The organism is Psychrobacter sp. MES7-P7E, from assembly GCF_002863645.1.
GTDB lineage: Bacteria > Pseudomonadota > Gammaproteobacteria > Pseudomonadales > Moraxellaceae > Psychrobacter.
In genome coordinates this window covers 25,297-38,655 of record NZ_PJBU01000070.1, presented here as the reverse complement: position 1 = coordinate 38,655, position 13,359 = coordinate 25,297, and the positions used below count along the sequence as shown (strand labels likewise).

The following is a 13,359-nucleotide window of genomic DNA, read 5'->3' as shown; positions in this document are numbered from 1 at the left end:
AATAAAAAGACACGTAACATAAAATGTCAAAACGATATGAGTGACTTATATGACTATCGCTTGAATAGTTGGTGGAGATGAATCGTTATTTTCATGGGGCACATTTAAGCGATGCTAGCTAATATATAGATTACTCTCGATCATGTTTTTCATATGCAGCAGGCGAGGGGCAATGTCTTCTTCTAGTTTGGTACGACTAAGGATAAAACTTGGTGCGCCGCAGTTAAAAGTGAGCAAGCCTTCCGTTGGGTGCATCAGCGCAATGGCTACCGCGTTGACATCCTTTTGCCATTCACTAATTGAAAAACAATAACCATAGTCTTCATAGTCTTGAAAGGCTTTATCTAATCCTCGTCTAATCTTTAGCCAATCATCTTTATACTTACTACGAATGGCATTAAGGATAAACTCTTGCTCAGCAGGTGGCATACTCGCCAAACAGGCTCTCCCCATCGAACTTAAATGAATAGGCAAATAAGAGCCGACATTGCGTTGCATGGTCGTGGTCCCTTGGCCTTGCACAACGTTGAGATACACCATCATCAGTCGATCACGAGTAGCCATGGCAACGGCACTATTGGCATAGTCTGCCAGCTCTTCCATATAAGGAGTCGCAAGGTTATTGATAGAGATATTAGTCATCATGGTATAACCAAAGCTTAGTACCCCTGTCGAAAGCTGGTACTTACTACTATTGGTCGATTGTTTTAAATATCCCAATTTGACCAACGTATAGGTCAGACGAGTAATGGTGCCTTTAGGAAGGCCTGTCAGTTGACTTAGGTCTTGGTTGCCTAGATAAGGTCGCTGCGGGGTAAAACAACGCAGCAGCTCTAACCCTCGAGCCAACGCTGTGACAAATTGTCGGTCATTTTTATCTCTCATCTCTGCAATGGGTTCTAACAGTTCAATATGCATCTCGTTGTTAGCGTCTTCATCGGTAAGGGTATCATTAGTCATATGTCGTCTATTATCCCCAATCAAATTCATACAAGCGTTATAAAATCACAAAACTTTATTATTCATAGCATTCTGTGAGCTAATATCAGCTCACAGTTACCCACTGTCTCTTTAATTATATTATATCAATTTACTTTCACATTCTCATTCTCAGCATAGCATAACGAGAAACTATTGTTTCGCTATGCGGTATGAACGGTAGCAATAGTCGTTATAAGAGGTATGGTTAGGCTTGTTGTGGATCATATTGCTTTTCTTTAATAAACAAAGTAGGGATAAGACCACATAAGAAATATGCACCTGCCATAAGTAATAAACCTGCGCCGATAGAGTTATGCATGGCCATATAACCAATGGCAACAGGAGCAATTACAGAGCCAAGCCGTCCAATATTAAATGCACCACCGATCGCAGTACCTCGGATAGCAGTAGGGAAACTTTCGGTTAGATAGGTGGCATTAATGGCATAAGGAATACCATATAAGAAACCAAAGGTGATCATTAACCAGCCGATATTTTCTGGAGTATGCATATACACTAGAATAGGAATAAACAATGCGGTGCCCATCGTACCAAAGGCAAATACTATCTTACGTCCGATTTTATCAGCCATAAATCCAGCCACAACTTTGGCAAACATCATAGTCAGGTACGTTCCCGCCATATACAGTGCCATTTCTTTGAACTTGATACCCAATTCAGTTTCTAGATAAGAAGGTAGCCAGTTGCTGACACCAAAATAGCCGAATAACAAAAGTCCTGAGCTCATTGACCATAGGATAAACATGATACGGTGTTTCGGATTTTCCATTATCGCTTTGTATGGGTTCTCTGCTTTTTTGAGAGTATCTAGTGCGCCGCTCAGTTTTAGTGCTCGAGCGTCTTTCCAAGACTGGGGTTCAGGGACTAAAAAGTACATTGATACTGCCAAAAGTATCGGCAAAAAAGTCAGTAGATATAGTGTACGCCAACCATAGCTAGGGATGATCCAAGCGGATACACTGGTGATAACCAATGAGCCTAAAGTAAATCCAGTCATTAATGCAGCAAGGACGGTGGTTCGATGCTTGGTAGGTACCATCTCTGACATAAGCGTATTGGTAGCGATATAAAGACTACCAAGCCCCAAGCAGGCAATAACCCGTAGCGTGACAAACTGCTCATAGCTCTGCACCAATCCACTAAAACCAGACAATATAGAGAACATGCCAGTCGCAAGAACGATGACACGTACTCGGCCAAAGCGATCGCAAGCCCAACCACCAAAAAACCCACCGATTGCCATCCCAAATAACGACCAACTGCCTAGAGCGCCAGCCTGTACATTGGTCAGTGCAAACTCTAGTTTTAGGCTGGATAAGGTAAAGGCAAGAATACCGATATCAGCCCCATCACATAGTAAAACTAAAAAACAAAAAACAAAGGCCAGTTTCCAAGGTTGTTTTTGGGAGGAGCTCATACTTGGATCTGCAGTTATAGCGACACTTTTCACAATTTATATCCTTAACGTTGTGAGAATGAAAAACTAATTTGATGCGTAGTGGTAAAAATAGAGGGGAACGGTATCAGCATCCTAGCAAATACCGCCGTGCATTCTGGTGGGTAAAAAAGTGGTAGGGATTACTCGCTGGCTTCTTTAATCATATTGCGGGCAATGATGACTTGCTGAATTTGTGTGGTACCTTCATACAAACGATATAGACGTACATCACGATAAAAACGCTCAATACCGTAGTCTGCGATATAACCGGCACCGCCATGGATTTGTACCGCTCTATCAGCAACACGGCCACACATCTCAGTGGCAAACATTTTAGCGCATGAGGATTCAGTAACGACGTCTTTGCCTTCGTCACGCAGACGTGCAGCGTCTAGCACCATGGATTTGGCAGCATAGATTTCTGCTTTTGAATCAGCGAGCATGCCCTGAATAAGCTGAAAGCTAGCAATCGGTTGACCAAATTGCTTACGCTCGACAGCATAATTGAGTGCATCATTCAGCATGCGAGTAGCAGCTCCAGTACTGGCTGCTGCGATATGTAAGCGCCCTTTATCAAGAACTTTCATGGCCGTTTTAAAGCCAACACCCTCAACACCGCCGATGAGTGCATCCGCCGGTACGACGCAATTATCAAAAATCACATCACAGGTATGCGCGCCTTTTTGGCCCATTTTTTTGTCAATTTTACCCAAAGTAATACCTGGTGTGTCACTCTCCACAATAAATGCTGAAATACCGCCAGAGCGTTTGTTTTGTGGGTCAGTACGTGCCATGACAGTGAATACGCCAGCCTGCGGGGCATTGGTGATATAACGTTTGGTGCCATTGATGATATAAGTATCACCATCCTTAATAGCGGTCGTTTTCAATGAGGCGGCATCTGATCCCGACTCCGGCTCGGTCAAACAGAACGAACCGATGATTTCACCACTGGCCAACCGAGGTAGATACTTCTGCTTTTGCGCTTCAGTGCCATCAATCACTAGGCCAGATGAGCCAATACCATTATTTGTCCCTATTAATGAGCGAAACGCAGGGGAGGTGCGTCCTAACTCAAATGCCAGCGTGACTTCTTCTTCCATAGTGACACCAAGTCCGCCGTACTCTTCGGGTATGGTCAGTCCAAAAAGCCCTAATTCTCGCATTTGCTCAATGATCTCTTCTGGAAGGCGGTCATTTTCGGCAACCCAATGTTCCATAGGGATAAGTTGATCGTTAACGAAGTTACGAATGGTTTGAGTGATGTGGTCGAGGGTCTCTTTATCTCTAATCATATGAATCTTCCTTGTTTGATTGATGCCTGATATCAATATCGGCTCTATGACGGTGCTAAATAATCTGACGTCCTTGGATAAACAGCATAATCGATGAATTATTAAATTACAATAGTTTTGGTTTAAAAAACCGCATTGCGGTATTTATATAATTGAATATAGCGTTTTACTTTACATTTATTCTAATATATCAAATTTTTATGCTTCACAAACCAAAATAAACAGTATATATTGATATTAAATACCGCATAGCGATATTTAATATTCAAAATAAATACTTTGTTAGGGTGTTTATACTTTATGCAAGAATGAAGTTTAAGGGGTCGATCATGGAAGAGCCGCTCATTATTTGTGAGAAAAAAGGAGAGGGCGTGAGTGTCGTTAGACTTAATCGCCCCAAAGTGCGCAATGCACTAAACAGCGAGCTACGTCAACAAATGGCAGATTTGTTCATTCAACTAAATGATGACCCACAAACCAAAGCGATCGTCCTTACTGGTGGTGACAAGGTGTTTGCCGCTGGTGCAGATATCAATGATTTCCTGACTACTAGTACAGCGGATATGTACCTGCGTCATAGTGAGCGCTATTGGGATGCCATTACTAACTGCCAAAAACCCATTATTGCTGCCGTCAATGGTTATGCGCTGGGCGGTGGCTGTGAGTTGGCCATGCATGCTGACATCATCATCGCAGGCAAGTCTGCCAAATTTGGTCAACCCGAAATCAAGATAGGACTCATGCCAGGTGCTGGCGGGACGCAGCGTTTGTTTCGCGCGGTTGGCAAACATAAGGCCATGAAGATGGTACTAACGGGCGATATGATCAGTGCAGATGAGGCGGACATAATGGGGCTGGTATCTGAAGTCGTTGAAGATGAGGCTACTATCACACGCGCCATTGAGATTGCTGAGCAGCTATCACAGTACTCTCCCATTGCCTTAGCGCAAATCAAAGAAGTGGCAAATTTGGGTGTTGATATGCCTTTAGAAGGTGCGTTGGCTTTAGAGCGTAAGGCTTTCCAGATTTTGTTCAATACTCACGACCAAAAAGAAGGCGCTAAAGCCTTCTTAGAAAAGCGTCCTGCGGAGTACAAAGGGCATTAATCCCTAGCCGCGTTAATTCATAAGCACGTGAATTCATAGGCACGTGAATTCAGAGCCACATTGTGATTGCTTTTGAAGCAAGTTATCACCTTTGAACCAAAATTTCATAGCACACTATGTAGAGAGTTATTATGACTGTGAACACAATTGCCATTATCGGCACTGGTATTATGGGCATGGGTATTGCTCAAATTGCTGCTCAAGCTGGCATCCAAGTACTCTTGTATGACGCTAAGTCAGGCGCTGCTGAACAAGGACGACAATCCTTGCAAAGTACCCTAGAAAAACTAACTGCTAAAGGTAAGTTTACCGATGCGCAGTTACAGGATACTTTAAGTAATTTGACGGTACTACAGGAGCTTAACCAAATTGCGACTGCTGAGATAGTGGTTGAAGCCATTATCGAAAATCTAGACATCAAAAAACAGCTTTTTGCCCAGTTAGAAGGTGTGGTCACTGCCGATACTATTTTGGCGACCAATACCTCATCCTTATCAGTGACCGCAATTGCTGCTGACTGTGATCATCCGGAGCGCGTGGCAGGATTTCACTTCTTTAATCCAGTCCCCTTAATGAAAATTGTAGAGGTCATTCCAGGTCTGTCTACTCAGCAATCAGTGATTGACGTTCTCTCCGATTTGGCCGAACGTATGGGTCATCTAGGTGTGGTAGCAAAAGACACACCGGGTTTTATCGTCAATCATGGCGGTAGAGCGTACGGCACAGAAGCGTTAAAAATATTGGGTGAAGGGGTAACCACGTTTGAGAATATTGACCAAATTTTGCGTGAAGGCGCAGGATTTCGCATGGGGCCGTTTGAGCTATTAGACCTCACTGGTATCGATGTATCGCACCCCGTGATGGAGTCGATTTACAACCAGTTCTATCACGAAGCGCGTTATCGCCCGCATCCATTGACCCGTCAAATGCTAGTAGGTAAAAAGCTTGGTCGTAAGGTTGGTGCAGGGTTCTATCACTATGAAAACGGTCAGAAGTTGTCAGCAGCTACTGCTCAAGATCGGTCGTCCGAAGCACTCATATCTGATGCCGTTATTACCTCAGTTTGGGTTGGCGCTGATCTGGCAGAAGACAAAACTCAACTGGTCGATTACCTAAAGTCTCAGGGTGTCGCGATCGATGACAACGACAAGCCAAACCCTGATAGTTTGGTGCTGCTCGCACCCTATGGCGAAGATACGACCAATGCTGCCATTCGTTATCAAGTTAATCCTAAGCAAGCCGTTGCCATTGATATGCTCACTGGACTAGCAAAGCATCGTACTTTGATGCCAAGTCTCGTCACGCAGGAAACATTTATCGCACAAGCTTATGCATTATTCAGTAAGGGCTTGGATGACAGTGAAGCAACCACGCAATCCGCTGTCGGTGCCACGCTAATTACAGAAAGCATCGGCTTTGTGGCACAACGTGTGGTCGCTATGGTGATTAACCTTGGTTGTGACATTGCTATGCAAGGGATTGCTTCACCTGAGGACATCGATAATGCTGTCAAGCTTGGGTTAGGTTATCCATATGGTCCTATCTCTTGGGGCGACCATCTTGGGGCCTCGCGTGTGCTGCTTATTTTAGGGCGCATCTACGGGCTGACAGGTGACCCACGTTATCGTCCAAGCTCTTGGCTGCAACGCCGTGCCAAGCTTGACATGTCATTGTTTACTCAGCAAAACACTTACTAATTTGAACGACAAGATATGGTTATTAAACCATAAAACCATTATTTAGAGTTAAAAAATACGACAAGGAAACGTTATGTTAGATGCTTATATTTATGACGGATTAAGAAGTCCATTTGGTCGCTATGTTGGCGCATTAGCAACCGTACGTGCTGATGATTTGGTTGCTACCGTGATGAAAGCATTGGTCGAAAAACACCAACTATCTGCTGATATCTTTGATGAAGTGTTGCTAGGTAGTGCCAACCAAGCAGGCGAGGACTCTCGCAATATCGCGCGTAACGCTGCTCTGCTAGCAGGGTTGGATGTAACAACTCCAGGTCAGACAGTAAACCGTCTATGTGCATCAGGTCTGTCTACTGTTGTCGATGCTGCTCGCAGTATTACGTGCAATGAAGGGGATATTATTTTAGCAGGTGGGGTCGAGTCGATGACGCGTGCGCCGTTTGTATTTGCCAAGACAGAACAGCCTTTTAGCCGTGACTTTAAAGTTTTTGATACCACCATTGGTAGCCGTTTTCCCAACCCAAAAATTATTGAGCAGTTCGGCAGTGATACCATGCCGCAGACGGGCGATAATGTCGCGCAGAAGTATGGTATTACGCGCGAGGAAGCCGATAAATTTGCAGCCGCATCGCAAGCCAAGTACCAAGCCGCCAAGCAAGCAGGGTTTTTTGACGATGAGATAACACCTATTACTGTATCCCAAGGTAAGAAATTGCCTGCAAAAGTAGTCATAGATGATGAGCATCCGCGTGCCAGCTCTAATATTGAAGCACTACAAAAACTCAAACCGTTGAATCAAGATGGAGTCGTCACCGCAGGTAATGCGTCTGGCATCAATGATGGTGCTGCCGCGCTCATCATTGGTTCAAAGCAAGCAGAGAAAAAGCTAGGCTTTAAACCGATTGCCAAGATCTTATCATCAGGTGCAATGGGTGTTGAACCCAATATCATGGGCGTGGGTCCTGTTGAAGCGATTAAGCTAGCACTAAAGCGTGCGGATCTGACCCTTGAGGACATGTCTGTCATTGAGATCAATGAAGCTTTTGCCTCACAGGTACTGGGTTGTCTAAAAGGGTTAGATATTGATTTTGATGATAAGCGTGTCAATCCCAATGGTGGGGCCATCGCTGTCGGTCATCCGCTTGGCGCATCAGGTGCCAGAATCGCCTTGAGTACTGCTCGAGAGCTACAGCGTACGGGCGGCAAATATGCCGTGGTCAGCTTGTGTATTGGTATTGGGCAAGGGCTTGCCATGGTGATAGAACGCGTTTGAGACTCAAAAGCATGCTCGCCCCATTATTGATTATAGTTGATTCAGTTTAGAAGAGAGACAAGGCAACCGATCGCAGATGTAACTGTGATACTTCAAGTGAGGGTAACGCTGTCACTCTTTTATAGAGAATTGACTATATCAAGGACAATTTATTATCAAGGAAGATACCATGACAACCATACTCAACGAACACGATAATTACCATCAAGCCGAAGACGCGTATGGTTTCCCGTTAATTATCAAACAGCTACTAAACCGCGCCAAGATTGCTTCCACTAACCAAACCATTAGCTATGCCGACAAAGTCACTTATACCTATGCTGAGTTTTTTAAACGTATCAATCGCTTGGCCAATGTATTAAAAAATATGGGCTTGCAGGCAGGTGATGTGGTCGCGGTCATGGACTGGGATAGTCATCGTTACCTTGAGGCCTACTTTGCAGTACCAATGTCGGGCATGATTTTGCAAACCGTTAATGTGCGCCTGTCTGAAGAAAAAGTGCTATATACCGTCAATCATGCTGCGCCAAAAGCCTTATTGTTGAATGCTGAATTTGCGCCGATGATTAAAGATTATCGTGACGATGCGCCTTCTATCGAGCATGTAATGTGGGCTGATGATGAAGATGACAATAAAGCAGAAAGTGATAAAGCTGAGCTGCCAGACTATGTCGATGGCGAATATGAGGCGCTATTAGCAGCTGCTAGTGACGAGTTTGTCTTCCCAGATTTTGATGAAAATACCATCGCTACTACGTTTTACACCAGTGGTACGACAGGCGATCCAAAAGGGGTTTTCTTCACTCATCGACAGATTGTACTACAGACGATGGCAAGTACCTTGGCGTCAGCCCTCAATGCCGAAGGTCAAGGCGCGCGCTACAACGATGTCTATATGCCAATGACGCCTTTGTTTCATGTACATGCGTGGTGCTGGCCATATGGCGCAACCATGATAGGGCTCAAGCAAGTATATCCAGGACGATATCTGGCACCAAAACTGGTCGATTTGATTGAGGAGCACAAGGTCACGCTGTCACATGGTGTCCCTGCGATATTGCAAATGCTTCTCAAAGAAATGGCAGAGCGTGGCCGCAAATTCGAAGATCTTAAACTGTTACTAGGTGGCTCAAAGCTAAACGAAGGCTTGGCAAAGGCAGCAATCGAATGTGGTATAGAGTTTATGTCAGGCTTTGGTATGTCAGAGTCTTGCCCTGTACTGTCTCGAGCAGTATTCGATGACAAAACAGAGTCGATGACGTTAGAGGATAATCTGAATTATCGCTGTCTATCAGGCTCGCCAATTATGTTAGTTTCGATGGAAATTTGGGATGAGAACGGTAAACCACAACCCATGGATGGCAAATCGACAGGCGAGCTTGTGATACGCGCGCCTTGGCTGACCCAAAGCTATTTTAAAAATCCTGACGCAGGTAATGAGTTATGGAAAGGCGGCTGGATGCATACTCAAGATATCGCCTGCATGACCGCTGATGGTACGCTAAGCATCACAGACAGGCTCAAAGATGTCATTAAATCTGGCGGCGAATGGGTGTCCTCGCTTGAGGTCGAAACCATTTTGTCCTTTCATCCTAGCGTCGCTGATATCGCGGTGATTGGTGTACCAGATGAGCGTTGGGGCGAGCGCCCCTTGGCATTGATAGTGCTAAAACCAGACCATGTCGACACAAAAATGGAAGATATTTTGGCATTGGGTCATCAAGCAGTAGAGAGAGGTCATCTGCCAAAATACGGTGTGCCAAGTGAAGTGAGGTTTTTGCCAGACATGCCAAAAACCAGCGTCGGTAAACTCGATAAAAAACGCATGCGGTCGATGTACTCAGAAAACCTCATCTAGTCAAATAATCTGGTCACCATCAAATCGACTCTGACAAAAGGAAAACTTGCATAAACCCTAGTGCTTGATTAAATGCTAGGGATAGGGGAGGTGTGTGAGTCACGCGCACCCTGAGTCATATTTATCGTCTATATAACAAAGCCTATCTAATAAAAAGAGAGAAATTATGGAAGCTGCGCCTACGTTCCCAGAAATACAAGAGATTGTCACAAGCGATGACAATCACCCATTGCATGACTTTACCGTTATCTATCCTCAGCAAGTGGAATGGGGTGATATGGACTCCTTTGGTCATGTCAATAATGTGGTTTATTACGAATATGCTCAAAATGCTCGTATCTACTACAACAGGCGGCTTGGTTTATTTAACGAACAGACGTCTTCGGTGATGGCTGCCTCGTCATGTCGATACCTCAAATCGGTTGCTTACCCTGATGAATTATGGATTGGTGTCAAGGTCAAAAAAATAGGTAATTCAAGTCTGATTCATGAATATACCTATTACAGTACGGTGCAGAAAGCAGTCGTTGCAATCGGTGAGTCGGTGTTGGTATATCTCGATAAATTGAGTGGGCAAAAAAAGCCTATCAATGAGTCGCAAAAAGACGCGATTGCTGCTTTGGAAAGTATTAATCAAGAAGCCTAAAACCTAATATATCGGTCAAATTATGATTGGGTTTTTAATTAGAAAGTACTTATTAATTAGAAGTTAATTTTCATCTAAAAGGATTATTTATTTTTATGGATTAAAGAAAGCGTAGTAGCAATTGGGATTGATAAGGATATCAACATAAAACAGGGAATAGATGAATGATGCTTTATATAAAAAGGCTATCTGTAGGTTTTGCTACGGTTGTAACATGCGTATCTGCACAAGCAATCGATCTTGTGACAACAGATGACACGACTTTGAGTATCGGTGGTTACATCAAAGCAGAAGGTGCTTTTAACTCTCCTGATGAAGGCGAGTCGGAATTTAAGGGTAATTTACGCCAGTCTCGTATTAATGTGAAAACGACTAAGTCGGTAGATGATAAAAAACTCACGGGGTTTATCGAAGGTGATTTTTATGGCGATTACGCCAAGGGCGGCTCAAATCTGCGTTTGCGTCATGCTTATGTTCAGGTTGATGATTTGACAGTGGGTAAGACTTGGAACGGTCAATTTTTGGCAGTGGCACCTCTGTCTACGGAGCAGCTTGATTTTTGGGGCACTGGTTTGGGCACGGCCTCTGGTGGTGGTTCTTATATTCGTCCAGATTTGACGTTGCACTATACTTATAAGGGGCTACGTTTTACGGCGCAAGACCCTGTTTACGATAATGCGAGCTTACCTGATATGGTGGTAAGCTACAAAGATAAGATATCTAACTTTGACTATAACGTGGCTGTCACGGCTCGTGATGCTGAGAACGGAGATGGTTCAGATGTGGGTATCGGTGTTTCTTTAGCTGGCAAGCTAACATTGGGTAAAGATTCGCTCCATGCCAGTATATATAATGGTAAAGGCATGGGTGCCTATTCTGCCATCTGTGTTGGAGGACCGCTAATTATGAATGGCGGCGTAGACTGTGATGCCGAGGATGGGAAGCTGATCTCGCAAACTGGCTATAGCGTAGGATATAAGCATCAGTTTACCCAAAAGCTGCGTGGCAACTTGCGTTATGGTGAAGTAAATGTAAACGATGCGGCAGACACTTCTGCTAATGTAAAAAGCGCAAACCTTATCTATGAGTATCTACCAGATCTAGATTTGGGTATTGAGTGGAGAAATCAGGACGTAACGACATTCCCATGGATGCCAGCAGGTCAGCAAATTGAAATAATGGCAAAATATGATTTTTGAGTTGAAGTGTTGAGAGGAGTAAGCGATACGATGGCGCATCTTCATAGTTATAGTGGGGATGTATTATCTTGATTAATGATTTTTTATTGATACTTATCATGTTATTCAGGTATTAGAATATATACTAGGAGCTTTTTTATAAATATAACTGACGTTGCAATTGTAAGAATCGAAACGCCAGTTATATTAGTTTATAAAAAGATAAGGTACTATGTGTTTTCTACGGTAACAGAAATACGATTTTTAAAGTCAATATTACTTTTACGCTGCTGAAGTATCTAATCTTGTTGGTTGCAGTTTGCTTTCTTTGCTGTCGACCGCTGCGCTCAGATTTACTAAGAAGATAGCGATGGCTGCGATAATACCTGGTATAGCGATAAATAAGAAGTTCATCTGATGGGTCAGCTCTAAGGTGAGAAGCGCACCAGTTAGGATTGGACCTACGATAGCACCAATACGTCCAATCCCTGACGCCCAACCCATAGCAGTCGTACGTACAGCGGTAGGATAATATTGAGCCACAAAAGTATAGAGCAGAATTTGTGAGCCGATGGTTGTAGCACCTGCAATCGCAATGAGCGTATATAGTACAATCTGAGGACTGTTGTAGCCAAGCAAAATTAATGCTATTGCCCCAGCGACAAACATAATAGTTAGTACAGGTTTTAAATGGAATTTATCAGCTAGGACACCACCGCCAATAGCCCCAATCATCCCACCAATATTAAGTGCAAATAGAAATAACATACTAGCACCTAATGAGTAACCGGCTTGAATCATTAGCTTTGGTAACCAGCTTGCTAAAGCGTAAACCATCAGCAAACACATAAAAAATGCTACCCAAAACATAATAGTAGTGAATCCACGTCTGTTCAGAAATAACGCTTTAATTGGTGCATCATCACCTTTGGTGGGTTCGTCTAGTACTAACGTAGTAGAGGGTGTAACTTTTTCTTGAGGAGCCAATTTTTGAACGATATTTTTAGCTTCGTCTTCTCGCTTTTCTTTGACCAAATACATCAAGGATTCAGGTAGCATCTTCCAGATAATTGGCAATAGCAAAGTAGGGATGCCCGCAATATAAAACATAATTTCCCAGCCAAAATCTAGCACCAAAAAAGATCCTAATAATGCTGACGTCATACCACCAATTGCATAACCGCTGAACATAATAGCGACTAAAGTACTACGCATACGTTTCGGTGCGTATTCAGATGTTAGTGCCACGCAGATTGGCATCACGCCGCCAATACCTAGACCTGCAATGAAGCGCAAAGCCGCAAACTGCATAGGCCCGCTAGCGAAAGCACCAAAAAAAGTAAAGCTACTGAATAGAGCGACACAAATCATAATTGTTTTTTTACGACCGATTTTGTCAGATAAAGTGCCAAAAATCATGGCACCAAACATCATACCGAATAGTGCTGCGCTAGCAAGAAAACCTGCTTGTACCGAAGTCAATGACCACTCCTCCATAAGTAATGGCAGGGCCACGCCGTAAATAATGAGGTCGTAGCCGTCAAAGATAATAATCAGTAAGCACCAAAACAGGACTTTCCAATGAAAAGGTGAAAATTTGGCTTCATCAATAACTTTATTGATGTTTAAGGTTTGAGATTCCATTCATATTCTCCGTTGATGATATCCTTATACGTGCTTTACAAGTTAGGGTTTTACAGGTGCTAAGTCAAAAACTATCTAGGTATCAATCGATACCTAAAAGGTATATTTTTCTATATAACATTCTATTGAAACAATGTTGACTTTTATCTTTATTAGAGTATTCGGTACTCTTATAAAGTATTAGATACGAAGAATGATGCTTGCAGTGAGTGTGTGTAA

The 13,359-nt window shown here is 43.4% G+C and carries 10 protein-coding genes; 6 read left to right on the top strand and 4 right to left on the bottom strand.

Going from position 1 to position 13,359, the window contains the following annotated elements; all coding sequences use genetic code 11:
• Positions 1-114: 114 nt before the first annotated feature.
• From CXF62_RS02120 to CXF62_RS02110, 3 genes are all read right to left on the bottom strand, one after another.
• A complete protein-coding gene (locus CXF62_RS02120) occupies positions 115-960 on the bottom strand; it encodes an IclR family transcriptional regulator (protein ID WP_101204500.1) in 846 nt (281 codons plus the stop codon).
• Between the two features lie 226 nt (positions 961-1,186).
• Positions 1,187-2,419 carry an MFS transporter gene (locus tag CXF62_RS02115; RefSeq protein ID WP_228153135.1) on the bottom strand — a complete coding sequence of 411 codons (1,233 nt, stop codon included), beginning with the start codon at positions 2,417-2,419 and terminating at the stop codon, positions 1,187-1,189.
• 161 nt (positions 2,420-2,580) lie between these two features.
• Positions 2,581-3,735 carry an acyl-CoA dehydrogenase family protein gene (locus CXF62_RS02110; RefSeq protein ID WP_101204502.1) on the bottom strand — a complete coding sequence of 385 codons (1,155 nt, stop codon included), beginning with the start codon at positions 3,733-3,735 and terminating at the stop codon, positions 2,581-2,583.
• 329 nt (positions 3,736-4,064) lie between these two features.
• Here CXF62_RS02110 and CXF62_RS02105 point away from each other — a divergent pair, with 329 nt between their 5' ends.
• From CXF62_RS02105 to CXF62_RS02080, 6 genes are all read left to right on the top strand, one after another.
• Positions 4,065-4,841, top strand: a complete 777-nt coding sequence (locus CXF62_RS02105) for an enoyl-CoA hydratase (protein ID WP_102092711.1) — start codon at positions 4,065-4,067, stop codon at positions 4,839-4,841.
• A gap of 131 nt (positions 4,842-4,972) precedes the next feature.
• Entirely contained in the window at positions 4,973-6,538 is a 1,566-nt protein-coding gene (locus CXF62_RS02100; RefSeq protein WP_102092710.1) for a 3-hydroxyacyl-CoA dehydrogenase, read from the top strand.
• 73 nt (positions 6,539-6,611) lie between these two features.
• A complete protein-coding gene (locus CXF62_RS02095; RefSeq protein ID WP_101204504.1) occupies positions 6,612-7,814 on the top strand; it encodes a 3-oxoadipyl-CoA thiolase in 1,203 nt (400 codons plus the stop codon).
• A 169-nt stretch (positions 7,815-7,983) separates the two neighbouring features.
• Positions 7,984-9,672 carry a fatty acid--CoA ligase gene (locus CXF62_RS02090; protein WP_102092709.1) on the top strand — a complete coding sequence of 563 codons (1,689 nt, stop codon included), beginning with the start codon at positions 7,984-7,986 and terminating at the stop codon, positions 9,670-9,672.
• A 166-nt stretch (positions 9,673-9,838) separates the two neighbouring features.
• Positions 9,839-10,318: an acyl-CoA thioesterase gene (locus tag CXF62_RS02085; protein ID WP_102090625.1), complete on the top strand. Its 480-nt coding sequence runs from the start codon at positions 9,839-9,841 to the stop codon at positions 10,316-10,318.
• 164 nt (positions 10,319-10,482) lie between these two features.
• Complete coding sequence (locus tag CXF62_RS02080; RefSeq protein ID WP_228153132.1) at positions 10,483-11,517, top strand: hypothetical protein; 1,035 nt, start codon at positions 10,483-10,485, stop codon at positions 11,515-11,517.
• A 261-nt stretch (positions 11,518-11,778) separates the two neighbouring features.
• Here CXF62_RS02080 and CXF62_RS02075 read toward each other — a convergent pair whose 3' ends face one another.
• The gene (locus tag CXF62_RS02075; protein WP_101204507.1) at positions 11,779-13,140 is read right to left on the bottom strand and encodes an MFS transporter; all 1,362 of its coding nucleotides are present in this window, start codon (positions 13,138-13,140) and stop codon (positions 11,779-11,781) included.
• Positions 13,141-13,359 lie beyond the last annotated feature (219 nt).